Raw genomic sequence first — 26,130 nt, 5'->3', positions numbered from 1 at the left:
CTCAAACTTCTTGCCCAACGCTCGGTGACAACATCCAACAGCTGAAACATTTCTGCCCCAAGCCGGCGACGACTGGCATTATGTCCGTCATCGTCAATAACACGCCGGACGTAGCGGCCTGAAGCCATCAGCCCAGCTACCACAAGGTTGTATGCGACACCGACTCGATTTCCACGAGCCGCATGTTTGCGGCCACTGCTGGCTGGAGCGACACAATGAGTGAGAGCGCTTTCGCAGATCGCATCGTTCAGAACCTGCTCGATACCGACCTCTACAAGCTGACCATGATGCAGGCCGTCCTTCACAACTACCCCAACGTCGACGTTGAGTGGGAGTTTCGCTGCCGCAACGGCGAGGACTTGCGGCCTTATCTGATGGAGATCCGGCACCAGATCGAGCAGCTGTGCGACCTGTCCCTGAGCGTCGAAGACATCGGCTTTCTCGAACGCATCAGTTTCATGAAGCCCGATTTCCTGCGCTTCCTCGGTCTGTTCCGCTTCAACCTGCGCTACGTGCAGACCAGCATTGAGAATGACGAGTTGTGCATCCGCCTCTGCGGCCCCTGGCTGCACGTGATCCTGTTCGAAGTGCCGATCCTGGCCATCGTCAGCGAAGTGCGGAACCGTTATCGCAACCCCAACACGCTGTTGATTCAGGCGCGCGACCAGCTCTACCGCAAGTTCGACTGGCTGACCGCCACCGCCACGCCTGACGAGTTGGCCGAACTGAAAGTCGCCGATTTCGGCACCCGCCGCCGCTTCTCTTTCGCGGTTCAGGAAGACGTCGTTTCAGTGCTGAAAAAAGATTTCCCCGGCCAGTTCGTCGGCACCAGCAACGTGCACCTGGCGCGCAAGTTCGACCTCAAACCCCTCGGCACCATGGCTCACGAATGGATCATGGCGCACCAGCAATTGGGCCCTCGACTGATCGACAGCCAGAGTGCCGCCCTTGATTGTTGGGTGCGCGAGTACCGCGGTCTGCTGGGTATCGCCCTCACCGACTGCATCACCACCGACGCCTTCCTGAACGATTTCGATCTGTTCTTCGCCAAGCTTTTCGACGGCCTGCGCCACGATTCGGGCGATCCGGTTCAGTGGGCTGAAAAGTGTATTACCCACTACCAAAAGCTGGGCATCGATCCGATGAGCAAGACGCTGGTGTTCTCAGACGGCCTGAACCTGCCCAAAGCGCTGGAAATATTCCGGGCGCTGCGTGGTCGGATCAATGTCAGCTTCGGCATCGGCACCAACCTCACGGCTGATGTGCCGGGGGTCCAGCCGATGAGCATCGTGCTTAAGATGACCGCCTGCGCCGGTCAGCCGGTGGCGAAGATTTCCGACGAGCCCGGCAAGACGCAATGCAAGGACCCGGAATTCGTGTCCTACCTGCGCCACGTATTCAAGGTGCCAGCCTGACCCGAGCACCGTACTGCCCCACTTTTTTACATGCCTCTTTTTCTTCTTCATAAGGAGTCAATCATGCAAGCCGTACAGCTCGAGATCGCCAAGGAGCTCAAGGTTCAGGCCCCCTTCGCCAATCAGGGCGAGCTTGAAACCGAGGTCGCACGCCGAATCCAGTTCATCAAGGACTGCCTGCACAACGCCCGCCTGAAAGTGCTGGTACTGGGCATCAGCGGCGGCGTCGATTCGCTGACCGCTGGCCTGCTCGCCCAGCGCGCCGTGAAGGAATTGCGCGACAGCACCGGCGACAACGCCTACCAGTTCATAGCCGTGCGCCTGCCGTATCACATTCAGCACGACGAACACGAAGCCACAGCATCGGTGGATTTCATCAACCCGGACGAGCGCCACACTGTGGACATCGCCCCGTCGGTCAAGGCGTTGGTTGAGCAAGTCAAAGCCTTCGAAGGCCAGTCCGATGCGGCGGTGGATTTCGTCAAAGGCAACGTCAAGGCACGCACGCGGATGGTCGCGCAGTACACCATCGCGGGCGTTCGCGGCGGCCTGGTGATCGGCACCGACCACGCGGCGGAAGCGGTGATGGGCTTCTTCACCAAGTTCGGCGACGGCGCCTGCGACCTCGCCCCGTTGAGCGGTCTGGTGAAGAATCAGGTCCGCGCCATCGCCCGCAGCTTTGGTGCCCCGGAGTATCTGGTCGAGAAAATTCCGACTGCTGACCTCGAAGACCTGGTGCCGGGCAAACCCGACGAAGCCTCCCACGGCGTGACTTACGCCGAGATCGACGCCTTCCTGCACGGCCAACCGCTGCGCCAGGAAGCGTTCGACATCATCGCCAACACCTACCGCAAGACCCAGCACAAGCGCGACCTGCCTTACGCGCCATAGTGAAAAACCTGTAGGAGTGAGCTTGCTCGCGATTGCAATCTGTCAGAAACATCACCTGTTGCTGATACACCGCATTCGCGAGCAAGCTCACTCCTACAGGGTCGCGCCAGGCCCATCGCCCAGCATTCGAAAACGGAATGAACCCGTCGTTTTTTTTCGCTTGATGGCGTCCGTCATCAAGGCTTTCATAGCGGCCTGACTTTCTCGCTCAGAGACGCTAACCATGACTGCTTTCCAAGGCCTCTTTTCCCTCGTCGCCTCCACGGTCGGCCAGCCCGCTGCTGACTGGCTCGAACGTCGTGTCGACGTCCCGCAAGCGCTGCATGATTTCTCCTGGTCCGACGAAGGCGTCCATCGCGTCTGGCTCGCGGAGGCGCTGAACCTGTGCCTGTTCCATAAACTGGTGCAAGCGGTGCCGGACGGCCTGCGTTACGTTGACGAACAGTTCGAAAGCGGTCGCAAAGTGGTGTTCGATCACGGCGCCATCCGGACCGTGGACTGGGCGCAAAACGGCGAATTGCCCCGGGGTCGTCAAGCGTTCTCGCGCCTGCTGGAGCCACTGGGCTTCACTGACGTGCGCACTTATCCACTCACCAAACTGAACATGACCGGCTGGGGCTATCGCCAGATGGACCTGCCGGAAGACATCGCGCAGTTCTTCGTGTCGGAGCTGCATCCGGGGCGTTTGAGCCAGGCGTTTCAGGACGCTGTCAGCCGCGTGGTGAGTTCCAGCCGCGACCCGCTGACGCCTGACGACCTGAGCATCCTCCAGCGTCTGCGCACGACGCGTCATTGCAGCCTCGAAGAAGCCACACGCCTGCTGCCGGGGCTGTATCGCGCATTTGGTCGTCAGCATGGGGTGGTGCAGGAAGCCGACTATCGTCAGCTGCTCGGCGAAAGCGCGGAAATGGCGTGGATTTCTACGGAAGGCAACAGCTTCAACCACCTGACAGATCGGGTCGACAATCTGGAAGCCACGGTGGAAGAGCAGATTCGTCTGGAGCGCCCGATGAAGGACAGCATCGAGGTGTCTACGTCAGGTCGCGTGATGCAGACCGCCTACAAGGCGTGCACGGTGAGTCGCGAGCTGCTGAATGCCGAAGGCGTGCTCAAGACGCATCAGGTGCCGGGGTCGTTCGTCGAGTTCATCCAACGCAAGATCGACCCGGAAAACGGCAAGATCGACCTGAATTTCGACAGCAGTAATGCACAGGGGATTTTCAAGATGACCGCGTCAAAGAATTGAGGCTATAGCGTTGTAGGAGTGAGCTTGCTCGCGATAGCGGTGCGTCATTCGAAGCAGTGATGGCTGACACACCCCTGTCGCGAGCAAGCTCACTCCTACAGTTTTTGGGCACCTGAAGCTGCGTTACTTCAGGGTAATCGTACCCTTCATCATGCTGATGTGGCCTGGAAACGAGCAGAAGAAACCGTATTTCTCTGCCGGGTCCAGCTTCGACACATCGATTTTCAGCGAATCGGTCTCGCCCGCGCCAATGATCTTGGTGTGAGCAATGACGCGCGCGTCGCCTTCTTTCACGTAATCCTTGTCGATGCCAGCGCTCAGGCCGTCAGTGGCAATGGGCTGCATGTCGGCTTCTTTGCTGACCACCAGGTTATGGCCCATCACGTTCTTTGGCAGGCTGCCGGAGTGCGCCAGATTGACGGTGAATTCCTTGCAGCTCTTGTCGATTTCGATGACCTTCTTGTCGAAGGACATCTGGTCGGTTGAGTCCACGGTCACCGAACATTCGGCGGCCAGCAGATGGCCGCTGGCCAGGGTCAGCAGGGAGGCAGCAACGAGCTTGCGAATCATGGTGAGTCTCCTGAATGGGGTTGCTCTGTTTTTTGTATACAAAGATTGCCTCAATCCTAAACAATTTATCAACCCAAGATTATGAAACATCTCTGGGCGGGCTCTATCAGGCCCATCGAGACAATCAAGCAGCCAACCATACAGGGTCTTTCTAAGATGAGCCCGTCACTCATCCATCAGGACGACCATCATGCAACTCAACAGCCTTTTCCGCAGTTTGCTCGCCGCCTACGCCTGTGGCGCCAGCGGGAGCTACGACCGCGTCGCTCAGGATTACAACGACTACCGTCACGCGTGAGTTCTGGTATCCGGAGATTCACTCATCCAGCGGCATGACCGTCACACGCACTTCCGGGTCGTGATTGCCGCCGCCGAGGATGACGCCGCGCAAGGGTGAGACGTCGGAAAAATCGCGCCCCCACGCCAGACTGATGTGTTCAAGCGCAGGCTGGATGTTGTTGGTGGGGTCGAAATCCACCCACCCCAGCACCGGACAGAACACCGAGACCCAAGCGTGGGATGCATCGGCACCGATCAATCGCGGCTGGCCGGGTGGCGGTTGAGTCAGCAGATAGCCGCTGACGTACCGCGCCGCCAGCCCACGCGAGCGCAGGCAGGCAAGCATCAAATGCGCAAAGTCCTGGCAGACACCACGCCGGGTCTCCAGCACCTCCACCAACGGCGTCGCCACTTGTGTCGCTTCGCCGTCGAACGTGAACTCGTCGAAAATCTTTTCCATCAGTGCCTGAGCACACAGCAGCAAAGGCTCCCCTTCCGGAAAACAACCGGCCGAAAACTCGACGAACGATTGCTTGAGGTGCACGTAGGGCGATTCGAAACGGTAGCGGCAGGCTTCCAGAATGTCTGGCGACATCTTCGTCGCGCTGTAGGTCAACGTGCTGCGGGTCAACTCCCAGGCCGGTGACTGCCGGAAATCCAGCGCCGGTCGCTCCAGCACTTCGATCTGCAGACGGGCGTTGACCTGCAATTCATCGTGGGGCCGTTCGAACGCCAGCCGGGTCAGCGGATTGCCGAACACGTCCAGCTCATCCCGGCGCGTGGTCGGCGCCGGGCTGATCTCCAAGTGCTGCTCAAGGCAACGCTGCCAAGGGCTGCACCGAGGCCATAAATGCGCCAGTTGCTGGGCCAGCGACACCGGGCTGTCGTACTTGTAGTGGGTATCGTGAAGGATCTGGTAGAAAGCGCTGCTCATCAGACGGACACCGTGCGCTGGCTGACATCATCGACGTGGGCGAAATGGCGCAGGGCCAAGCGGTCAGAGACCTGGCCGCTGGTGTCGCCGATGCTTTGCAGCAAGTCCGCCAGGCCGTGCAGCGCAGCCTTGACGCTGCTCTGACCGAACAGCCCGTTTTCCAGACAACCCAGGTCGAACGCTGCCAACCGCTGGCGCAAGACCGCGAGGCTATTGTCCTGGGGCACGCCAAAATCGTCGTTCAAACGCTTCACCGAACGCGTCACCAGCTTGAGCTGGAACAGCACGGCGTGGGGGTTTTGCTCGTCAAGCAGTAACAAATCGAGGACCGGAATCAACTGCGGCAACGCCAGATACCGCGAACGGTAAGTGATGCTGCTGTTGCCCAGTTCCAGCAACCAGTCCAGCGCGTCCTGATCGAACACCGCGTCGCTGCGCAGGAATGCGGCCAGACTGGTGCTGAGGAACTGCAAACGCTCGATGCGCCGCCCGATCATCAGGAAACGCCAGCCTTCGTCGCGGGTCATGTCGTCCAGCGCAAAACCGGACAGCGCCGCGAGAGACATCACCAAGCGGTTGAGAAAATCCAGCAGCTCGCCGAAGTCGGGAGCGTCGGTGTCCAGGTTCGCGGCTTCGCGCTGCAATTCGACCAACGCTTGCCAGTTCTCCCGAGACAGCTTGCCGCGAACTTGAGAGGCAGCCCACTGCAAACGCTGCAGGTTGGAGCGCAGACTGAACGGCCAGTCCTCACCCAGCAACGCTGCCAGCAAGCGGTCATGCAGTTCGCTCGGCTCGTCTTCGTCCTCGCGTGGCACCAGATTCAGGCGCTCGCCCAGCTCGACCGCCGCTTGCAGCGCCAGCGGGTCATCGCCATCGACGTAGCGCGCCAGCATGATCCGCAGCAGGCGAGCACTGTCGTCGCAACGCTCGCAATAGCGCCCGAACCAGAACAGGTTCTCCACCACGCGGGACGGCAGATACGGGTCGCGGCGGATCAGGTCATGCACGCCCAACGAGTGACGGCCTTTCCACGGCTCGCTGCCCAACGTGCGCTCGCCCAGAATCCACGTGTCCTTGCTGGCCCCGCCGCGCTGCATTGACACCACATCGGCATCGGCATCGGCGGCCACCCGCGTGAGGCCGCCCGGCAGCACGCGATAGCCATCGGCGGTGGCAACGGCGTACACCCGCATGCCAATAGCACGGGGTTGAAGCTGCGCGTCGGCGCCCTGCCAGACCGGCGCGTGAGACAGCTGCGCCAGTTCCTGAGCGACATAGGCGTAAGGCCGCGCCTGCATCCGAGCCGCCAGCGCCTGACGCTGCTCATCGTCCAGATCACGGCCAAAAACCGGGACAAAGCTCTGAGAAGGAAAGGCCGGTTTGATCAGCAATTCCGGCATTTTTTCCAGCGCTTGGGCCAGAACGGGAGGCTCGCCGCACCACCAAGTCGCGATGGACGGCAGGATCAGCTCTTCGCCAAACAGGTGCTCGTTGATCTTCGGCAGGAAACCCAACAGGCCCGGCGATTCCAGCACACCGCTGCCCAAGGCATTGGCCACCAGCACGCGGCCCTGACGCACGGCTTCCAGCAGCCCCGGCACGCCAAGGGCGGAATCGGTGCGCAGCTCCAGCGGGTCGCAGAAGTCGTCGTCCAGACGCCGCATGATCGCGTGCACCCGACGCAGGCCGCTGAGGGTTTTCAGGTACACCGTGGCGTCGCGGACCGTGAGGTCGCTGCCTTCGACGAGCGGATAACCCAATTGCCCGGCGAGATACAGATGTTCGAAATAGCTCTCGTTGAAGCGACCCGGCGTCAGCAGCACGACCAGCGGCACTTCGTTGCTGCTCGGCGCCTGTCGCGCCAGTGTTTCCTGCAACGAGCGGAAGAAACCCGAGAGGTGCTGCACTTCCAGATCGCGATACAGCTCGGGGAAAGCGCGAGACACGATCAGCCGGTTTTCCAGCGCATAACCCGCACCGGACGGCGCTTGCGTTCGGTCAGCGGTGACCCACCAGCGGCCATCGGGGGTGCGCGCCAGATCAACGGCGTACACGTGCAAAAAGGTGCCTTCCGGCGGCGTTACGCCTTGGCAGGGCCAGAGAAAATTGTTGTGGCCAAAGACCAGTTCCGCAGGCAGCAAGCCCTCGGCGATCAGGTTTTGCGGGCCATAAAGGTCGGCCAACACCGCGTTGAGCAATCGCGCACGTTGGGCGATACCCGCCGCCAGTTGCTGCCATTCCTCGACCGGAATCAAATGCGGCAACAGGTCCAGTTCCCAAGGACGATCGGCCCCTTTGGGGTCGGCATAGACGTTGTAGGTGACGCCGTTTTCCTGAATTTGCCTGGCCAGCAACGCCTGCCGCTGGATCAACTGTGCGGGAGTGCTGCGTTGCAGCTGCTCGTAGAAACGCAGCCAGTGCGGGCGAATGGCGCCGCTGGCATCTAGCATCTCGTGATAGGTGCCCGCAGAGAGCGGGTATCGGTCAAGCAGGTCGGGCATGGAAGGCTCGGCAGACAACTAAAGAGGTCAGATTAGCGCAGACAACGTGACACGATGTGGCTCGCTTCCCTGCGGCCGCTTTCTGAGCCAGCCAGCCCGATTCATGAGATCAGGCTGGCCGTCCGGGCCATTTTTATCGGTGCAGACGCAAATCCAGCGTCATGGGCAATTCATCATTGAGGGTCAGCGCAGGCACTGCCAGTTTGCCGGGGCTGTGGCCGACGCGGAAAAACCGCGACAGGCGCCGACTTTCGGCTTCGTTGGCGTTGACCGGCAGGGTTTCGTAATTGCGCCCCCCAGGATGCGCGACATGATACTCGCAGCCGCCCAGCGAGCGCTGCATCCACGTATCAAGAATGTCGAAAACCAGCGGCGCATGCACCGGAATCGTCGGCTGCAAGGCGTTGAACGGCTGCCAGGCGCGATACCGCACGCCCGCGACGAATTCGCCAACACGTCCGGTCGGTTGCAGCGGCACGGGTACACCGTTGCACGTGAGCATGTAGCGCTGCGGCGGCAGACCCGTGACTTTCAGCTGCAAACGCTCCAGAGACGAGTCCACGTAACGCACCGCACCGCCAGCCGCGCCCTCCTCGCCCAGCACGTGCCAAGGCTCCAGCGCCTGACGCAGTTCCAACTCGATGCCGCTGACCGCGTAGTCGCCGACCTTTGGAAAACGAAACTCCAGGTGCGCCGCGAACCACTCGGCGCGCACCGGGTAACCGGCGGCGTTGAGTTCGACAATGACGTCGGCGAAATCCTGCTCGATGAAATGCGGCAGCATGAAACGGTCGTGCAGCTCAGTGCCCCAGCGCGCCAGCTTGGCCGGTGCGTAAGGCTCACGCCAGAACCGCGCCACCAGTGCGCGCAGCAGCAGTTGCTGCGCCAGGCTCATCCGGGCATGAGGCGGCATCTCGAACGCGCGCAATTCCAGCAGCCCCAGACGCCCCGTCGCGCCATCCGGTGAATACAGCTTGTCGATGCAGAACTCGGCGCGGTGGGTGTTGCCCGTGACGTCGATCAGCAGGTTGCGCAGGAGGCGGTCCACCAGCCACGGCGGGCATTCCTCACCCGGTGCAGGCATTTGCGAAAAGGCGATTTCCAGCTCGTACAGCGAGTCGTTGCGCGCCTCATCGACACGCGGCGCCTGAGACGTCGGGCCAATGAACAGCCCGGAAAACAGGTACGACAGCGACGGGTGGTTGTGCCAATAGCTGAGCAAGCTGCGCAGCAGATCGGGCCTGCGCAGGAACGGCGAATCCCCCGGCGTCGCGCCGCCCAGCACGAAGTGGTTGCCGCCGCCGGTGCCCGTGTGTCGCCCGTCGATCATGAATTTTTCGGTGGTCAGCCGGGTCAGGCGCGCCTGCTCATACAGAAACTCGGTGCGCTCGACCAACTCGTCCCACGAGGATGAAGGCTGCACGTTGACTTCGATCACGCCAGGGTCCGGCGTGATACGGAAGTTGGCCAGACGCGGGTCGCTCGGCGGCTCGTAGCCTTCCAGCAACACCGGGCAACGCAGCTCTTCAGCCGTGGCTTCGATGGCAGCGACCAGCTCCAGATACGCTTCGAGGGATTGCAGCGGCGGCATGAACAGATACAGCCGCCCGCCACGCGCTTCGGCGCTCAGCGCGGTGCGGGTCAGCCAGTCCGCCGACTCGTCAATCTTCGGCACACGCTCGGCACCAGCATTTGTCTGTTCGGTGAGACTGCCAAGCGCGCTGTCGACCTCTGCCCGATCCGGCAGGTCGGGGAAATCCTGGTTGTAATCGGTCGGGTGGATGTACGGGTATTCCGCAGCCTTGACCCATGGCTGCGAGGCTAGCGGCAGTCGATAGCCCAAGGGCGAATCACCCGGCACCAACCGACAATGCTCGTCCCGCAGGAACCAGCGCCCGCTCTGCCAATGATCATCGGCGGCAGTGCGTGCTAACGGCAGGACATGGCCAATCACCTTGTCCAGGCCCTGAGAAAACACCTTGGTCAGCCGTGCCCGTTCCAGCTCATCGCCGAGACGTGAATCCTCGGCGCTGACGTTTTTCGGCAACGCGCCTTCGCGCCAGAGGTAATAAAAATGGTCTTCGTAGGCAGGGAACACGTAGCGCGTCGGCAGTTTCAGACGCTCGGCTACGCTGCGCAGAAAACGCCCGGCCATCTCGCCATCGGTGCCGTAATCCTCGGCTTCGTCTGCGATCAGCGCGTTATTGCGCCAGACCGGCTCGCCGTCGCGACGCCAGAAACAGTTCAGCGACCAGCGCGGCAGTTGCTCGCCCGGATACCACTTGCCCTGCCCAAAATGCACGATGCCCTGCGGCGCGTAGTGCTTGCGCATGCGCTGATACAGTTCGGCAGACAACACGCGTTTCTTCGGCCCCAGCGCAGCGGTGTTCCACTCGCCGCCGTCGCGGTCGTCGATGGACACGAATGTCGGCTCACCGCCCATGGTCAGGCGCACGTCTTCGGCGATCAGATCCTTGTCGATCTGTCGGCCCAACGCCTGAATGTCCGACCACTGCTCCTCGGTATAAGGCTTGGTGACGCGCGGCGCCTCCCAAATGCGCTCCACCGACATCTCGTGGCTGAACTCGGTTTCGCACGGCTCGACCAGTCCGCTGATCGGCGCCGCCGAGGAAGGCTCTGGGCTGCAGGCCAACGGAATATGCCCCTCGCCAGCAAACAGACCCGAGGTCGCATCCAATCCGACCCAGCCAGCGCCGGGCAGATACACCTCGCACCACGCGTGCAGGTCTGTGAAATCCACGTCAGTGCCCGACGGCCCGTCCAGCGCCTCGACGTCGGCCTTGAGCTGAATCAGATAGCCCGACACAAAACGCGCTGCCAGCCCCAAATGCCGCAGCAATTGCACCAACAGCCACGCGGAATCTCGGCAAGACCCGGATGCGCTGTCCAGCGTGAATTCAGGGGTCTGAATCCCCGGCTCCATACGGATCAGGTAATTGATGTCGTTGGCCAGCCGCTGGTTGAGGTTCACCAGAAAGTCGATGGCCGGAATCGGCGTGCGGTCGATGCTGTCCAGATACGCCTGAAACTTCGGCGTCAGCGGCAGCTTTTCCAGATACGGCAAGAGCTCGTGGTGCTCTTCTCTGGCGTACGTGAACGGAATCTTCTCGGCGTAAGGCTCAAGGAAAAAGTCGAACGGGTTGAACACCGCCATTTCGGCGACCAGATCAACCTCAATGCGCAACTCGTCGGTCTTCTCGGGGAACACCAGACGCGCCAGGTAATTACCCTGCGGGTCCTGCTGCCAATTGATGAAATGGTTCTCAGGCAGGACTTTCAACGAATAGGACAAGACACGCGTACGGCTGTGCGCCGCCGGGCGCAAGCGCACGATCTGCGGACCCAACTCGACCGCTCGTTCGTAGCGGTAATGCGTGACGTGGTGCAAGGCAATGTGAATCGACACGGCGTGCCTCCTGCGAGCCTGGACGGTAGCGGAACCGCGCAAGACTTATGCCACCCCGGCAAGTCAGGCGCCTTCGGCGTTCATGATGCCCGCTGAGCTAAGCACAGCACCAAAATCGCGCCAGCTTCGGCGGATGGTGCAAGGGTCGCACGGAAATGAGGCGGGTGGGGTTATTTGCTTCCCGAGCGCCTGAGTTTGACCACAGACGAATCAAAATCAGCTGCTATTGGCAGCGAAACTGTAGGAGATTTTCCATTCTTCTGTGTGAACGGTCTGGTTGTGCTCCCGACGTCTTGTGGCCAGCGCTTCAGTAAGAAAAGGTGCGCCTCGACAATTCGTCGACGACTGTTTCAGGGAGAGTTCGTGGCTATCGATATGTTTTTGAAGTTGGGCGATATCAAGGGTGAGTCCAAGGACAGCGCTCACCAGGAAGAGATCGACATTCATACCTTCCAATGGGGTATGACGCAGTCCGGGTCCATGCATCAGGGGGGTGGCGGAGGCGCGGGCAAGGTCAACATTCACAACCTGAGTTTCACCAAGTCGCTGGACAAATCTTCCCCCAACCTAATGATGGCGTGCTCCAGCGGCAAGCATTACCCCGAAGCCACACTGACCATCCGCAAGGCGGGCGGCAGCAGCCCGGTGGAATACATGATCATTACGCTGAAAGAGGTGATGGTCGCGTCATACAACGCCAATGCCGGAAATAGCGATGAAATCATCAAGGAAGATTTCACCCTCAACTTCGGCAAGGTCGAAGTCAGCTACCAACCGCAAAAGGCCGACGGCAGCAAGGATGGCGGGGTGATCAAGTACGGCTGGAACATCCGCGAAAACGTGAAGATCTGAAATGCAAAACGCCAGCTCGAAAGCTGGCGTTTTTTTTACAACGGCGTCACTCAGCGCGGAAAGACAGGCTGACGGGACGGTTTCTTGCCACCCTTCCCGCCTTTGGCGGCATCAGCGCGATCCTTGGCAGCCTGCTTATTGCGGGCGGCTGCAGCGGCCTTGGCCTCCTCGCGTTTGTCCCACGGCTTGCTGCCGTCGCTGCCCCGTTGTGGCAGGCCGGTGTGTTGCGTGAGGATCTTGGTGGTTTTGGCCACTTTGTGGCTGCCAGCGGGCGTCGAGTTCTTGCGGCGAGCGCTCTGGTAGCTGTCGGTTTCCGGCTGGTGCAACGGAATCAACTGGTTCTTGCCCGAACCGATGAGGTCCGAACGCCCCATGTGCTCCAGCGCCTCGCGCAGCATCGGCCAGCCTTTCGGGTCGTGATAGCGCAGAAACGCCTTATGCAGACGGCGCTGCTCTTCGCTCTTGACGATGGTGACCGCGTCGCTCTTGTACGTGACCTTGCGCAACGGGTTCTTGCCCGAGTGATACATGGCCGTCGCACTGGCCATCGGCGACGGGTAGAACGCCTGCACCTGGTCCGCCCGGAAGCCATTGCCCTTGAGCCACAGCGCCAGGTTCATCATGTCTTCATCGGTCGTGCCGGGGTGGGCCGCAATGAAGTACGGGATCAGGTACTGCTCTTTGCCCGCCTCTTTCGAGTACTTCTCGAACATGCGCTTGAACTTGTCATAGCTGCCAATGCCCGGCTTCATCATCTGGTTGAGCGGACCCTCCTCGGTGTGTTCCGGGGCGATCTTCAGATAGCCACCGACGTGGTGGGTAACCAGCTCTTTGACGTATTCCGGCGACTCGACCGCGAGGTCGTAGCGCAGGCCGGAAGCGATCAGGATCTTCTTCACGCCCGGCAGATCACGCGCACTGCGGTACAGCTGAATCAGCGCCGAGTGGTCGGTGTTCAGGTTCGGGCAGATACCAGGGAATACGCAGGACGGCTTGCGGCACGCGGATTCGATTTCCGGGCTCTTGCAAGCAATACGGTACATGTTTGCAGTCGGACCACCGAGGTCGGAAATGACGCCGGTAAATCCTGGGACTTTGTCGCGAATCTCTTCGATTTCACGAATGATCGAATCGTGCGAGCGGTTCTGAATGATGCGGCCTTCGTGTTCAGTGATCGAGCAGAAGGTGCAGCCGCCAAAGCAGCCACGCATGATGTTCACCGAGAAGCGAATCATGTCGTAGGCAGGGATCTTTTCCTTGCCGTACGCAGGATGCGGGATACGTGCGTACGGCATGCCGAACACGTAGTCCATTTCTTCAGTGGTCATCGGAATCGGAGGCGCGTTGAACCAGACATCGACGTCGCCATGCTTCTGAACCAGCGCACGGGCGTTGCCGGGATTGGTCTCCAGGTGCAGAACCCGGTTGGCATGGGCGTACAACACCGGGTCGTTACGCACTTTTTCCATGGACGGCAGACGAATGACTGTCTTGTCACGGGTCATGCGCGGGCTGGCCAGAATCTGCACGACCTTGGCTTCGTTCGGATCTTCAGTCGGCCCTTTTTCCTGCTCGATAGCGCAGGCCTGGGTGTCCTGAGTATTCACGTATGGGTTGATGATCTTGTCGACCTTGCCCGGGCGGTCGATACGCGTGGAATCGACTTCGTACCAGCCTTCAGGCGTGTCGCGCCGAATGAACGCGGTGCCGCGAACGTCGGTGATGCTTTCAATGGTTTCGCCATAAGACAGACGGGTGGCGACTTCAACGATGGCGCGCTCGGCGTTGCCATACAGCAGAATGTCGGCGCAGGCGTCGATCAGAATCGAATTGCGAACCTTGTCCTGCCAGTAGTCGTAATGCGCGATGCGGCGCAGCGACGCTTCGATCCCGCCCAGCACGATAGGGACGTTCTTGTAGGCTTCCTTGCAACGCTGGCTGTAGACCAGGCTCGCGCGATCCGGGCGCTTGCCCGCCATGCCGCCGGGGGTATACGCGTCGTCGGAACGGATTTTCTTGTCCGCGGTGTAGCGGTTGATCATCGAGTCCATGTTGCCCGCTGCGACACCGAAGAACAGGTTCGGCTCGCCAAGCTTCATGAAGTCGTCTTTCGATTTCCAGTCCGGCTGAGCAATGATCCCGACGCGGAAGCCTTGCGACTCCAGCAGCCGGCCAATGATCGCCATGCCGAACGACGGGTGATCGACGTACGCATCACCGGTCACGATGATGATGTCGCAGGAATCCCAGCCAAGCTGATCCATTTCTTCCCGGCTCATGGGCAGGAAAGGCGCGGGCCCGAAACATTCGGCCCAGTACTTCGGATAGTCAAATAACGGCTTGGCTGCTTGCATGTCGATGACCAGTGTTCGTAATCGGGGAGGCGAGTTTCTTGTGGAAATTCGCGGGCGCGGAGAATAGCACAAATTTTGATCAAATCCGACGGCACAGGTCGGATTTGTGGTTGGCATTGAATCGTAGCGTTGACGCTCTCAGGACCTCAAAGCGTGGATCTCAACTATTCGTCATCGTCGAAGTTGTAGCTGCCCGGCGCCAGGTTCTCGAAGCGGGTGTACTTGCCGATAAACGCCAGACGCACGAAGCCAATCGGGCCGTTCCGCTGTTTACCGATGATGATTTCCGCGATGCCTTTGTGCTCGGTTTCCGGGTGATACACCTCGTCCCGGTACACGAACATGATGACGTCGGCGTCCTGCTCGATCGCTCCGGATTCCCGCAAGTCGGAGTTCACGGGGCGTTTGTTGGGACGTTGTTCCAAGGAGCGGTTGAGCTGAGAGAGGGCAACCACCGGGCAGTTGAATTCTTTGGCCAGCGCTTTCAGGGACCGAGAAATCTCGGAGATTTCGTTGGTCCGGTTATCGCCGCTGGAACCCGGAATCTGCATCAACTGCAGGTAGTCGATCATGATCAAGCCGACATCACCATGCTCTCTCACGAGACGTCGAGTACGCGCACGCATCTCCGAAGGGCTGATACCGGCAGTATCGTCGATGAACAGTTTGCGATCATTGAGCAAATTCACGGCAGAGGTCAGACGCGGCCAGTCGTCATCATCCAGTTGACCGGAACGCACCTTGGTCTGATCGATACGCCCGAGAGACGACAGCATACGCATGATCAGCGATTCGCCTGGCATCTCCAGCGAGAACACCAGCACCGCTTTTTCGCTGCGCAGCACCGCGTTTTCCACAAGGTTCATCGCGAAGGTGGTTTTACCCATCGACGGACGGCCCGCGACGATGATCAAGTCGGAAGGCTGCAAACCGCTGGTTTTTTCGTCCAGGTCGGTATAGCCCGTGGACAGGCCGGTGATGCCCTCACCCAGGTTGAACAGGGTGTCGATGCGGTCGATGGCTTTGGTCAGCAGGTCATTGACGCCCACCGGCCCGCCCGTCTTCGGGCGCGCTTCGGCAATCTGGAAAATCTGGCGCTCGGCTTCGTCGAGAATCTCCTCAGCAGTCCGCCCTTCCGGGTTGAACGCGCTGTCGGCAATATCGTTACTGATGCCAATCAACTGCCGCAAGGTCGCCCGCTGCCGCACGATCTGGGCGTAGGCCTTGATGTTGGCAACAGACGGGATGTTTTTTGCCAACTCCGACAGATAGCCCAGACCGCCGACCTGTGAGGTCTGGCCTTCCTTGTCCAACTGCTCGGACAGGGTTACGACGTCGATGGGCAGGTTCTGATCGGCCAGCTTGGCGATGGCGCGGAAAATCAGGCGGTGGTCATGGCGGTAGAAGTCGCCGTCCGAGACTTGATCCAGCACGCGCTCCCACGCCTGGTTATCCAGCATCAGACCACCGAGTACAGCCTGTTCGGCCTCGATGGAATGCGGCGGCACCTTCAGGGCTGCGGTTTGCAGGTCGTATTGCTCGGGAGCAGAAATATCGTTCATGGCCACACGAAATCAGGGGTTTGAATCAGAAGTTGATCAACAATACCTAGAAATGACAAAGGGCACGACCCAAGAAATGGATCGCGCCCTTTATTGACCGGCTAGCGCACGAGTCGCCAACTGGTCGGACACCAGCACCGAAGCACCGGCATCAAGCAGCTTAGGCAGCTACGACGACCACACGAACGGTGGCTTCAACGTCGCTGTGCAGGTGCACGGCTACGTCGTATTCGCCAACGTTACGGATGGTGCCGTTCGGCAGACGAACTTCAGCTTTAGCGACTTCAACGCCAGAGGCGGTCAGTGCATCAGCGATGTCGTGAGTACCGATCGAACCGAACAGCTTGCCTTCGTCACCAGCGGTGGCAGTGATAGTCACTTCCAGCTCAGCCAGTTGAGCAGCGCGACTTTCAGCCGAAGCTTTCTTGTCAGCAGCGGCTTTTTCCAGCTCAGCACGACGCTCTTCAAACGCGGCCAGGTTGGCAGCGGTTGCAGCGGTGGCTTTGCCGAAAGGCAGCAGGTAGTTACGGCCGTAACCAGCCTTAACGTTTACTTTATCGCCCAGGTTGCCCAGGTTGGCGATTTTTTCCAGCAGGATGAGTTCCATTTGGTAATAACCTCTTAACTTTAACCTTCACCGTTCGCAGAACCGTTATCGGCATCTTTCGACGCCAGACGGCCGCGAAAATCAATCAGGCTGTCGACAATGGCAAACACCACCAGCAACGGATAAATCAGCTGCATGAACAGCACCAGCGTGACGTACAAACCCACCAGCCAAAACCGGGTCAGGCGCTTCGTAGCCACCAGACCGTGAATCAGGGCCAGTCCCGCGAACATGAGCGGTACGCTGCACAACGGTGTCAGCATCGCCAGTTGAGGACCGAAATTCGGCCCCACCAACATGCACACCAGCAGCACCAGCATCGGTGCCCGCGGGAGTCTCAAACTGCGAAATTCGCGTCCGAAACCGCCCGGGTTATACAACAACGCCTGCCAGTACCGCCCAAGGATCAGGCATACCACACTGACGATCTGCAACACCGCCGCAATCAGGCCGTTCAGGACCGGTGTAATCAGTGCCCCCAGACGCGCTCGCTCTGCTACCGACATCTGTTGGTAGACATCACCGAAGACGTGGGGCAAGAGTTTCTGCAACTCCCCCGCCATGGCTTCGATGGGCTCGCGGAAAACCGCCCCCAGGATCACGCCATACAACAATCCCAGTCCGATGCTGACCAGCAGCACACGGACCCACGACTCGCTGGCGCGCAACACGGCCGCCAACCCCCATGAACCCAGCAACACCATCAGGGTGCGGGGATCACCGAAATACCACCAGACCAAAGCCGGCAGCAGAGCCCAGGCGAGAACGCTCGAAGCGCCACTCAACCCACGCCGCAGAAGCACAAGGCAACCCGCGGCGGCACTCAACCAGAACAACAGCGGCAACGCCGCACATCCAACCACTACCAGAGTGGCCTGCACGCGGCCGCGCATGATGAAGTCAGCCATGGCGCGCATGCGATTTATCCCTTACTGCGTTTTTGTCGACTGAACCTGGTCTCAGCGGCCGTGGCTGTCGGTGTAGGCCAGCAGGGCCAGGAAGCGGGCGCGCTTGATAGCGGTAGCCAGCTGACGCTGATAACGAGCTTTGGTACCGGTAATGCGGCTAGGAACGATCTTGCCGGTTTCAGATACGTAGGCTTTCAGGGTGTTGAGATCTTTGTAATCGATCTCCTTCACATTTTCAGCTGTGAAGCGGCAGAATTTACGACGACGGAAGAAACGTGCCATGTAATAGGCTCCTCAAAAGGTCCGTGGATTACTCGTCAGCGTTATCGCTGTTGTCGCTGTCATCACTGTCAACGCCTTCGGCGTCGGAGTGCTCAGGACGGTCGCGACGCTCACGGCGCTCACTGCGGTTCTCTTCAGCCTTGAGCATTTCGGACTGGCCAGTAACGGCTTCGTCGCGACGGATGACAAGGTTACGGATCACGGCATCGTTGTAACGGAAGTTGTCTTCCAGCTCGGCCAGGGCCTTGCCAGTGCACTCAACGTTCAGCATCACGTAGTGAGCCTTGTGAACATTGTTGATTGCGTAGGCCAGTTGACGACGGCCCCAATCTTCCAGACGGTGGATCTTGCCGCCGTCTTCTTCGATCAGCTTGGTATAACGCTCAACCATGCCGCCGACTTGCTCGCTCTGGTCCGGGTGAACCAGAAAGATGATTTCGTAATGACGCATGAATGCTCCTTACGGGTTGTAGCCTGCCGCCAAAGCGGTCAGACAAGGAGTGAATAACACTGGTTTATCTTGCACAGGAACAGGCACGTGAGCGCCTGCCATGACAGCAAGGGGCGCAATTGTAGAGAAGGGCTGGGGAGGGCGCAAGGCAATTGGTGAATATTTGAACAGGAGCAGCTTCAAGCCGCAAGCTACAAGCTACAAGCTGACCGTGGGCAGGCTTAAGCTTGATGCTTGCAGCTTGAAGGTTGTTATTTCCGCGAAACAGCAGCCTTCGCGCTGCGCTGGCGCATTGCTTCGAATAGGCACACGCCCGTCGCAACGGAGACGTTCAAGCTGCTGACGCTGCCTGCCATCGGCAGGCGAACCAGATAGTCGCAATGTTCGCGGGTCAGGCGACGCATGCCCTTGCCTTCTGCGCCCATGATCAGGATGGTCGGGCCAGTCAGGTCCTGCTGATACAGCTCTTGCTCGGCCTCACCCGCCGTACCGACAACCCACAACCCGCGCTGCTGGAGTTTTTCCAGCGTACGGGCAAGGTTGGTGACCGCAACCAGCGGAATCACTTCCGCAGCGCCACAGGCCACTTTTCGTACAGTCGGTGTCAACGTCGCCGATTTGTCTTTCGGCACGATTACCGCAAGCGCACCCGCCGCATCAGCAGTACGCAGGCAAGCGCCGAGGTTGTGCGGGTCGGTCACGCCGTCGAGAACCAGGATCAGCGGCGCGCCTTCGGTGCGATCCAGCAGTTCGTCGAGCATCGCTTCGCCCCAGACCTGGCTCGGACTGACATCCGCGACAACGCCCTGATGGACACCTTCAACCCATGCGTCCATTTCGCGACGTTCGGCCTGCCCCACCGCCACACGATTTTGCGCGGCGAGGTCGATCAACACCTGAACGCGGGGATCGCTGCGACCCTCCGCCAGCCAGATCTGCTTGACCCGCTTGGGATGGTGACGCAACAACGCTTCTACCGCGTGAACGCCGTAGATTTTTTCCAGCTGACTCATGACTTCGCCTTAGGTTTACGCACACTGCTGCCCTTTGCATCGGGCGCCGAGCCGGACTTTGGCGGGCCCTTGCGGTGTTTACTCGGTTTTGCGGACTTGCCGGACGGCGCGGAATCACTCCGCGACGACTTTCCCGACGACGCCTTGCTACCACCCTTCGCTTCTGCCAGAAGCGCTTTCTTCATCTCGCGGCTTTTGCGGACTTCGGCATTTTTTGCGGCCGCATCGCTCGGGCGATACGCCTCCACAACCGGTTCTTTGGTGGCGCTGCGACGGCTTGGGCGAGACGCCGTGGCCTTGTCCTGCTCTTTATCTTTTGGCTTTTCCGCAGCTGCGGGCTCGGCAGCCTTGCGTTTGCGACCCACCGGCGCGCTGGTGGTTTTTTCCGACATTTCGAAATCGATCTTGCGCTCGTCGAGATCGACGCGCATGACCCGCACTTCAACGGTGTCGCCCAGGCGGAAGCTACGGCCCGTGCGCTCACCCGCCAAACGGTGGTGAACCGGATCGAAGTGGTAGTAGTCGCCTGGCAACGCGGTCACGTGCACCAAGCCTTCCACGTAAATGTCGGTCAGCTCGACGAACAGCCCGAAACCGGTCACCGCTGTGATAACGCCCGGGAACGATTCACCCACGCGGTCTTTCATGAACTCGCACTTGAGCCAGTTCACCACGTCACGGGTGGCTTCGTCGGCCCGGCGCTCGCTCATCGAGCATTGCTCGCCCAACTGCTCCAGTCCCGCTTCGTCGTACGGGTAGATGCGCGCTTTCGGGATCGACGCCGCGCCTGCACGACGCACGTGCGGCGTGTCTTGCTTGGAACGGATGACGCTGCGAATGGCGCGGTGCGTCAGCAGGTCCGGGTAACGACGAATCGGCGAGGTGAAGTGCGTGTAGGCCTCGTAATTCAGGCCGAAGTGGCCGTTGTTATCCGAGCTGTACACTGCCTGGCTCAGCGAGCGCAGCATGACGGTCTGGATCAGGTGGTAATCCGGACGGTCCTTGATGGTTTCCAGCAGTGCCTGATAATCCTTCGGCGTCGGGCCGTCCTTGCCTTTGTGCAAGGACAGACCCAGCTCACCCAGGAATGCGCGCAGTTTTTCCAGGCGCTCAGGCGGCGGACCGTCGTGGACGCGGTACAGCGCAGGGATTTCATGCTTCTTGAGGAACTCGGCAGTGGCCACGTTGGCGGCCAGCATGCATTCCTCGATCAGCTTGTGCGCATCGTTGCGGGTCGTCGGGCGAATCTCGGCGATCTTGCGCTCGGAACCGAAGATGATCCGGGTTTCCTGCGTTTCGAAATCGATGGCGCCACGCGTGTGGCGAGCGGCCAACAGCACCTTGTACAGCGCGTAAAGCTGCTTGAGGTCCGGGATGACCTCTTTGTAATCGCCGCGCAACTGCCGGGCTTCGCTGGTTTTCGGGTGTTCCAGAATCGAACTGACCTTGTTGTAAGTCAGCCGCGCGTGGGAGTGGATCACGGCTTCGTAGAACACGTAGTCCGTCATTTCGCCGGATTTGGAGATAGTCATCTCGCAGACCATCGCCAGACGGTCGACCAGCGGATTCAGCGAGCAAAGGCCGTTGGACAACTGCTCAGGCAGCATCGGTACGACACGCTCGGGGAAGTACACCGAGTTGCCGCGAACCTGGGATTCGGCATCGAGCGCGGAGCCGATCTTCACGTAGCTGGAGACGTCCGCAATCGCGACGTACAGTTTCCAGCCACCCGAGAACAGACGTAGCTTGCCCGGCTTGGCTTCGCAGTAAACCGCATCGTCGAAGTCGCGAGCGTCTTCGCCGTCGATGGTCACGAACGGGAGGTGGCGCAGGTCAACGCGGTGCTCTTTGTCTTTTTCCTCGACTTCCGGTTTGAGCTTGGCGGCTTCTTTGAGCACGGCTTCAGGCCAGACATGCGGAATGTCGTACGTGCGCAGCGCAACGTCGATTTCCATGCCCGGCGCCATGTAGTTGCCCACGACTTCGACCACGTCTCCCTGCGGCTGGAAGCGCGGAGTCGGCCAGTGAGTAATCTTCACTTCGACGAACTGACCCACGCGGGCGTCGGCATTGCGACCTGGCGTGATCAGCACTTCCTGCTGAATCTTTGGATTGTCGGGAACGACGAAACCAATGCCGCTCTCTTCGAAGTAACGACCCACCACGGTTTCGTGAGCGCGGGAAACGACTTCAACGATGACGCCTTCGCGACGACCGCGACGGTCCAGGCCGGAAACGCGGGCCAAGGCACGGTCGCCATCGAACACCAGACGCATCTGGGCTGGGCTCATGAACAGGTCGTCGGAGCCGTCGTCAGGCACGAGGAAGCCAAAACCGTCGCGATGACCACTGATGCGACCGAGGATCAGGTCCAGCTTGTCGACCGGCGCGTAGGTGCCGCGGCGGGTGTAGATCAACTGCGCGTCGCGTTCCATCGCACGAAGGCGACGGCGCAGGGCCTCGATCTGATCTTCAGTCGTCAGACCAAACTCTGCGACCAGCTCTTCACGGGCAGCGGGCGAACCGCGCTCGGAGAGATGCGCCAGAATCAGCTCACGGCTAGGAATGGGGTTTTCGTATTTTTCCGCTTCACGAGCGGCCTCGGGATCGAGGGACTGCCAATCGGCCATTAGAATGAGTTCACCTTATCTGTATGCAATTAGTTTGGCATATACCCGATTGAAACGCGAAGGCAGCGTTTGTTGAGGCTTTTCGCTATTTCAAAAAAAATTTCACGCCGGGGGTTTACAGCTTCTATCCTCATCCGTAAGATGCGCCCCACAACGACGGCACTGCCACGTTGTAGTTGAAATCAAGCGGCTTTTTGAAAAATAAGTCGAATGAAATCAACGAATTGCCCAGATGGTGAAATTGGTAGACACGCCAGCTTCAGGTGCTGGTGACCTTACGGTCGTGGAAGTTCGAGTCTTCTTCTGGGCACCAATTCAACGAAACCGAGCCAAGTGCTCGGTTTTGTGCTTTCTGGGGTTTGAAAATTCTTTTCCGAGCAGCTCTGAGGGTAGATCAGTTCCCCTCCCCTGTCCTTCCTGCCTTTGACAAACCTGCGAGCTTATCGCGCTCGCAATCAAAACCTCCTCTCCCGCTAAAATTTCTCAAAATTATGTTGCACTAATACGAAAAATCTAATTAAATCAGCGCCATGCCCAGGTGGTGAAATTGGTAGACACGCCAGCTTCAGGTGCTGGTGACCTTACGGTCGTGGAAGTTCGAGTCTTCTCCTGGGCACCAAACAAAACAAAACCGAGCCAAGTGCTCGGTTTTGTGCTTTTCGGGGTTTGATAATTCCCCTCCTCCGCAAAAGCCTGGCATGCCGGCGAAGGCAATCTCCCGATTGCCACCTCCGCCAAGCCAGCCCGCTACATAAATACGCTACGACCTATAACCCGCCTACGCCCGGAACTGCCCAAGACTCGCTTTCAACTGTGCGGCCAGTTTATCCAGCGTCTTGCCACTGGCCGTTGTCTCGACAACAGCCTGGGCAGCTTTCTCGGCCTGGGCATGAATCACTTCCACGCGGCCACGCACCGCCTGCGCCCCTTGCGCCTGATGCTCTGCTGCGCGGGTCGCCAAACCTATCGCCGCATGAACCTGCTCAACGGAGTCCTGAACGGTTTTCTGCAGGCGGGCACTGTCGCGCAGCACTTCCAGCCCTTCCTTCGCTTTGCGGCCTGCCAGACCGATGGTCGCGACCGCTTCTTTAGCACCCGATTGCAGCTTGGTGATGTGTTCCTGAATATCGCCAGTGGAGCTTTGAGTTTTGCTGGCCAGCGCGCGAACCTCATCGGCCACGACTGCGAAGCCGCGCCCCGTCTCACCCGCACGCGCCGCTTCAATGGCGGCATTAAGCGCCAGCAAGTTGGTTTGCTCGGCGATGCCGTGAATCACTTCCAGCACCACCTCGATCTGCTCGCTCTGCTGCGCCAAACGCTCAATGACCTGCGCGCCGGTCTCGACCTGCCCTGCCAGTGCTTCGATCAGATTGCCGACCTGGGTCGACGTCCGCGTGTTCTCATCCGTGGCCTGGCGAATGTCGACCACCTGCCGCAGTGCAGCCTGCATCGCCTGACTCTCGGCTTGCGCCTCGTCTGCCATCTGGGCCAAAGCGTGGAGGCTCGCGGCCACTTCGTCTCGCTGCAACTCGGCAGCCGCGTTGGCACCGGCGTTGCGCTTGCTCATGGCACCGATCTCAACGCCCGTTTGCTGAGCGACATCACCCGCCTCTCGAACGATGGGTTGCAGCTTGTCCACAAAACGATTGACCGCCGCCGCCATGTCGCCAATTTCGTCATTGCTGTTGAGCTTGACCCGCTTGGTCAGGTCGCCCTCGCCCGCCGCCAGATCATCCAGCGCACGATTGAGCAATTGCAGACGCAGCACGACACGACGCCCCAGCACCACCGCCAGCACGATCAACACAATCAGACCCACCAGCGCCAGGCCGACACCGATCCTCCAGCGCAATGTTTCAGCCGCCGCCTGAACGGTGGAACTGGTATTGGTAGCCATCGCCGACGCAGCGCCCTGCGCGGTCTGTAGACGCGAACGCAGCGCCGCAGAGCTTTCCGCCGCCGCGCTGCCGAGACTTTCAGAGACCAACTGCTCGCCATTGCCGATCAGCGCCGTGAAACGTTTGTCGAGCGCCACCAGATTCGTCTCGACCGCTGCGGTTGAAACGCCCATCCGCACCTTGCCGATTTCAACGCCATTCGGGCTGATGGAGGCCTCGACGTAATACACCGATGGGTCTTTCTGCGCAGCATTCAAGACCTTGTCCATCGCCCGCTCACCCTCGCCCTTGGCCAACAGCGCCTTGATCGATTCGTTCTCGCGGTTGAGGTAGCGCGTCAGGTGCTCGCCCTGGGCGTCGTCGTAAACAACGAACAGCACGTTAGGATTGCGCTGGGCGCGTCGTGCGAATTCAGACAGAGTCGGGGTGTCGCCATCCCACATCGCACGGGGAGCGACAGCCGCGAGCAGCTCTGCCATGTCGGTGGCGGAATCCTTCAAGTCCGTCTCCAGGGTCGCACGCAGTTGCTTCTGCTCATCCTTCAGACGGGTCGACAATCCTGCACTCAAACGCTGTCGGGTGTTTTGCGAAAGGCTGTCGAGACTGGACGTTACATCACGGCTCGCCTGCTCCAGTTCGCCGGACAAGTGTTGCGAATCTACACCCAGCCGCGTGGCCAGATCGGCTTCGAGCGCAGTGACCGTGCTCCGGGTCAGGGCGACCGCCACCAGCACTTGCACCAATAGGGCAATGCCGAGAGCAATGAATACGGGCCGCAGCAAGCGACTGCGGAGAAGCGAAAGGACGGCTGACACTGGAAATTCCCCCACCACAAACGCCATTAAAATGATGGCATTTCTAATGACAGTATTTACAGCAAGGGCCGTGCCGTTCTCATGACGGGAATCAGGCAGGCAAAAGAAAGGGCCGCCTGAGCGACCCTTTTCTTTCGTATCAACGGGTTATCAACCGAACGGGTGACGCAGAACGATGGTTTCGTTGCGGTCCGGACCTGTCGAAATAATGTCGATCGGCGCGCCGACCAGCTCTTCGAGGCGCTTGATGTACGCACGAGCGTTGGCAGGCAGCTCTTCCAGCGTCTTCGCGCCCAGGGTCGATTCCGACCAGCCAGGCACCTGCTCGTACACCGGCTCCAAGCCGATGTAACTGTCGGCGTCGGTCGGCGCTTCAATCACGGCACCGTTTTCGTTCTTGTAACCTACGCAGATGTTGATGGTTTCAAGACCGTCCAGCACGTCCAGCTTGGTCAGGCAGATGCCCGAGATGCTGTTGACGTCGATGGCGCGACGCAGGATGACGGCATCGAACCAGCCGCAACGACGGGCACGGCCGGTAGTCGCGCCGAACTCATGACCACGCTTGGCCAGGAAGGCACCGACGTCGTCGAAGAGTTCGGTCGGGAACGGACCGGAACCGACGCGCGTGGTGTACGCCTTGGTGATGCCCAGGATGTAGTCGATGAACATCGGACCGACACCCGAACCGGTGGCGATACCGCCAGCAGTGGTGTTGGAGCTGGTCACGTACGGGTAGGTACCGTGGTCGATGTCCAGCAACGAACCTTGAGCGCCTTCGAACATGATGTCTTTGCCAGCGCGACGCATTTCATGCAGCGCGGCGGTGACGTCCAGCATCATTGGTTTGAGCTGTTCGGCGTATTCCATGCACTCGTCGAGTGTCTTCTGGAAGTCGATGGCTGGCTCTTTGTAGTAATTGACCAGCACGAAGTTGTGGTAATCCAGCAACTCGCCCAGCTTGGCGGCGAAGCGCTCGCGGTGGAACAGGTCACCGATGCGCAGGCCACGACGTGCCACCTTGTCTTCGTAAGCCGGGCCGATGCCACGACCGGTGGTGCCGATCTTGTGCTCGCCACGGGCTTTCTCGCGGGCCTGATCCAGCGCAACGTGGTAGGACAGGATCAGCGGGCAGGACGGGCTGATGCGCAGGCGCTCGCGCACCGGAATGCCCTTCTCTTCCAGCTTGGTAATTTCACGCATGAGCGCGTCAGGTGCCACGACCACACCGTTACCGATCAGGCACTGCACGCCTTCGCGCAGTACACCGGACGGAATCAGGTGCAGAACGGTTTTCTCGCCATCGATCACCAGAGTGTGACCGGCGTTGTGGCCGCCTTGATAGCGAACTACCGCGGTAGCATGTTCGGTCAGCAGATCAACGATCTTGCCTTTGCCCTCATCACCCCATTGGGTGCCCAGGACTACGACATTCTTACCCATAACACTTGTCCTCATTCACGCAAACTGGGTGCCGGCTGCCGCCGACTGGAAA

At 59.9% G+C, this 26,130-nt stretch carries 18 protein-coding genes and 2 tRNA genes; 6 read left to right on the top strand and 14 right to left on the bottom strand.

Going from position 1 to position 26,130, the window contains the following annotated elements; all coding sequences use genetic code 11:
• Positions 1-215: 215 nt before the first annotated feature.
• The 3 genes from pncB (at position 216) to ACWKWE_RS19735 (ending at position 3,552) form a co-directional block, all read left to right on the top strand.
• A complete protein-coding gene (pncB, locus tag ACWKWE_RS19745; RefSeq protein WP_166595995.1) occupies positions 216-1,415 on the top strand; it encodes a nicotinate phosphoribosyltransferase in 1,200 nt (399 codons plus the stop codon).
• A gap of 63 nt (positions 1,416-1,478) precedes the next feature.
• Entirely contained in the window at positions 1,479-2,306 is an 828-nt protein-coding gene (nadE, locus tag ACWKWE_RS19740; protein WP_166595996.1) for an NAD(+) synthase, read from the top strand.
• A 223-nt stretch (positions 2,307-2,529) separates the two neighbouring features.
• A complete protein-coding gene (locus tag ACWKWE_RS19735) occupies positions 2,530-3,552 on the top strand; it encodes a 2-oxoadipate dioxygenase/decarboxylase family protein (protein WP_483851442.1) in 1,023 nt (340 codons plus the stop codon).
• A gap of 123 nt (positions 3,553-3,675) precedes the next feature.
• On the opposite strand, the gene azu is transcribed toward ACWKWE_RS19735, so the two are convergent.
• The 4 genes from azu to ACWKWE_RS19715 form a co-directional block, all read right to left on the bottom strand.
• Positions 3,676-4,122 (bottom strand): azurin, encoded by a 447-nt coding sequence (gene azu / locus ACWKWE_RS19730; protein ID WP_483851441.1) that lies wholly within the window; start codon positions 4,120-4,122, stop codon positions 3,676-3,678.
• A gap of 316 nt (positions 4,123-4,438) precedes the next feature.
• Entirely contained in the window at positions 4,439-5,335 is an 897-nt protein-coding gene (locus ACWKWE_RS19725) for a transglutaminase family protein (RefSeq protein ID WP_166595999.1), read from the bottom strand.
• Positions 5,335-7,836 (bottom strand): circularly permuted type 2 ATP-grasp protein, encoded by a 2,502-nt coding sequence (locus ACWKWE_RS19720; protein WP_483851440.1) that lies wholly within the window; start codon positions 7,834-7,836, stop codon positions 5,335-5,337. Before ACWKWE_RS19720 ends, ACWKWE_RS19725 begins: the two co-directional genes overlap by 1 nt.
• Before the next feature lie 133 nt (positions 7,837-7,969).
• Entirely contained in the window at positions 7,970-11,263 is a 3,294-nt protein-coding gene (locus ACWKWE_RS19715; RefSeq protein WP_483851439.1) for a transglutaminase family protein, read from the bottom strand.
• 363 nt (positions 11,264-11,626) lie between these two features.
• Here ACWKWE_RS19715 and ACWKWE_RS19710 point away from each other — a divergent pair, with 363 nt between their 5' ends.
• Positions 11,627-12,115: an Hcp family type VI secretion system effector gene (locus tag ACWKWE_RS19710; protein ID WP_166596002.1), complete on the top strand. Its 489-nt coding sequence runs from the start codon at positions 11,627-11,629 to the stop codon at positions 12,113-12,115.
• 50 nt (positions 12,116-12,165) lie between these two features.
• Here ACWKWE_RS19710 and ACWKWE_RS19705 read toward each other — a convergent pair whose 3' ends face one another.
• The 8 genes from ACWKWE_RS19705 to rnr all read right to left on the bottom strand — a co-directional run bounded on the left by ACWKWE_RS19705 (position 12,166) and on the right by rnr (position 21,922).
• Positions 12,166-14,469, bottom strand: a complete 2,304-nt coding sequence (locus tag ACWKWE_RS19705; protein ID WP_483851438.1) for a YgiQ family radical SAM protein — start codon at positions 14,467-14,469, stop codon at positions 12,166-12,168.
• A gap of 164 nt (positions 14,470-14,633) precedes the next feature.
• Positions 14,634-16,031, bottom strand: coding sequence for a replicative DNA helicase (dnaB, locus tag ACWKWE_RS19700; protein ID WP_166596004.1), 1,398 nt, complete (start codon positions 16,029-16,031; stop codon positions 14,634-14,636).
• Between the two features lie 160 nt (positions 16,032-16,191).
• Complete coding sequence (gene rplI, locus ACWKWE_RS19695; RefSeq protein ID WP_166596005.1) at positions 16,192-16,638, bottom strand: 50S ribosomal protein L9; 447 nt, start codon at positions 16,636-16,638, stop codon at positions 16,192-16,194.
• Positions 16,639-16,658: 20 nt separating this feature from the next.
• Positions 16,659-17,555, bottom strand: a complete 897-nt coding sequence (locus ACWKWE_RS19690; protein WP_483851437.1) for a hypothetical protein — start codon at positions 17,553-17,555, stop codon at positions 16,659-16,661.
• A gap of 42 nt (positions 17,556-17,597) precedes the next feature.
• Positions 17,598-17,828: a 30S ribosomal protein S18 gene (gene rpsR, locus ACWKWE_RS19685; protein ID WP_037015707.1), complete on the bottom strand. Its 231-nt coding sequence runs from the start codon at positions 17,826-17,828 to the stop codon at positions 17,598-17,600.
• A 28-nt stretch (positions 17,829-17,856) separates the two neighbouring features.
• A complete protein-coding gene (rpsF, locus tag ACWKWE_RS19680; RefSeq protein ID WP_062379020.1) occupies positions 17,857-18,279 on the bottom strand; it encodes a 30S ribosomal protein S6 in 423 nt (140 codons plus the stop codon).
• 251 nt (positions 18,280-18,530) lie between these two features.
• Positions 18,531-19,292: a 23S rRNA (guanosine(2251)-2'-O)-methyltransferase RlmB gene (gene rlmB / locus ACWKWE_RS19675; protein WP_166596007.1), complete on the bottom strand. Its 762-nt coding sequence runs from the start codon at positions 19,290-19,292 to the stop codon at positions 18,531-18,533.
• Positions 19,289-21,922, bottom strand: a complete 2,634-nt coding sequence (gene rnr, locus ACWKWE_RS19670; protein ID WP_483851436.1) for a ribonuclease R — start codon at positions 21,920-21,922, stop codon at positions 19,289-19,291. The genes rlmB and rnr overlap by 4 nt, the downstream gene beginning before the upstream one ends.
• Before the next feature lie 226 nt (positions 21,923-22,148).
• On the opposite strand from rnr, the gene ACWKWE_RS19665 reads away from it, so the two are divergent.
• Positions 22,149-22,235, top strand: a tRNA-Leu gene (locus ACWKWE_RS19665).
• A gap of 219 nt (positions 22,236-22,454) precedes the next feature.
• A tRNA-Leu gene (locus tag ACWKWE_RS19660) sits at positions 22,455-22,541 on the top strand.
• A 159-nt stretch (positions 22,542-22,700) separates the two neighbouring features.
• Here ACWKWE_RS19660 and ACWKWE_RS19655 read toward each other — a convergent pair.
• Complete coding sequence (locus tag ACWKWE_RS19655) at positions 22,701-24,635, bottom strand: methyl-accepting chemotaxis protein (protein WP_483851435.1); 1,935 nt, start codon at positions 24,633-24,635, stop codon at positions 22,701-22,703.
• A gap of 150 nt (positions 24,636-24,785) precedes the next feature.
• The gene (locus ACWKWE_RS19650) at positions 24,786-26,078 is read right to left on the bottom strand and encodes an adenylosuccinate synthase (protein ID WP_166596010.1); all 1,293 of its coding nucleotides are present in this window, start codon (positions 26,076-26,078) and stop codon (positions 24,786-24,788) included.
• Positions 26,079-26,130 lie beyond the last annotated feature (52 nt).

Source organism: Pseudomonas salicis (assembly GCF_057128705.1).
The sequence above is the reverse complement of the archived record's forward strand: the minus strand, read 5'-3'. Positions and strand labels throughout refer to the sequence as shown.

What these genes read in the sequence shown, in the direction of transcription:
- nadE (WP_166595996.1), top strand. Translation starts at nt 1,479, where the DNA reads ATGCAAGCCGTACAGCTCGAGATCGCCAAGGAGCTCAAGGTTCAGGCC.
- ACWKWE_RS19735 (WP_483851442.1), top strand. Translation starts at nt 2,530, where the DNA reads ATGACTGCTTTCCAAGGCCTCTTTTCCCTCGTCGCCTCCACGGTCGGC.
- ACWKWE_RS19690 (WP_483851437.1), bottom strand. Translation starts at nt 17,555, where the DNA reads ATGCGCGCCATGGCTGACTTCATCATGCGCGGCCGCGTGCAGGCCACT.
- rlmB (WP_166596007.1), bottom strand. Translation starts at nt 19,292, where the DNA reads ATGAGTCAGCTGGAAAAAATCTACGGCGTTCACGCGGTAGAAGCGTTG.
- dnaB (WP_166596004.1), bottom strand. Translation starts at nt 16,031, where the DNA reads ATGAACGATATTTCTGCTCCCGAGCAATACGACCTGCAAACCGCAGCC.
- rpsR (WP_037015707.1), bottom strand. Translation starts at nt 17,828, where the DNA reads ATGGCACGTTTCTTCCGTCGTCGTAAATTCTGCCGCTTCACAGCTGAA.
- pncB (WP_166595995.1), top strand. Translation starts at nt 216, where the DNA reads ATGAGTGAGAGCGCTTTCGCAGATCGCATCGTTCAGAACCTGCTCGAT.
- azu (WP_483851441.1), bottom strand. Translation starts at nt 4,122, where the DNA reads ATGATTCGCAAGCTCGTTGCTGCCTCCCTGCTGACCCTGGCCAGCGGC.
- rnr (WP_483851436.1), bottom strand. Translation starts at nt 21,922, where the DNA reads ATGGCCGATTGGCAGTCCCTCGATCCCGAGGCCGCTCGTGAAGCGGAA.
- ACWKWE_RS19650 (WP_166596010.1), bottom strand. Translation starts at nt 26,078, where the DNA reads ATGGGTAAGAATGTCGTAGTCCTGGGCACCCAATGGGGTGATGAGGGC.
- rplI (WP_166596005.1), bottom strand. Translation starts at nt 16,638, where the DNA reads ATGGAACTCATCCTGCTGGAAAAAATCGCCAACCTGGGCAACCTGGGC.
- rpsF (WP_062379020.1), bottom strand. Translation starts at nt 18,279, where the DNA reads ATGCGTCATTACGAAATCATCTTTCTGGTTCACCCGGACCAGAGCGAG.
- ACWKWE_RS19725 (WP_166595999.1), bottom strand. Translation starts at nt 5,335, where the DNA reads ATGAGCAGCGCTTTCTACCAGATCCTTCACGATACCCACTACAAGTAC.
- ACWKWE_RS19705 (WP_483851438.1), bottom strand. Translation starts at nt 14,469, where the DNA reads ATGCAAGCAGCCAAGCCGTTATTTGACTATCCGAAGTACTGGGCCGAA.
- ACWKWE_RS19720 (WP_483851440.1), bottom strand. Translation starts at nt 7,836, where the DNA reads ATGCCCGACCTGCTTGACCGATACCCGCTCTCTGCGGGCACCTATCAC.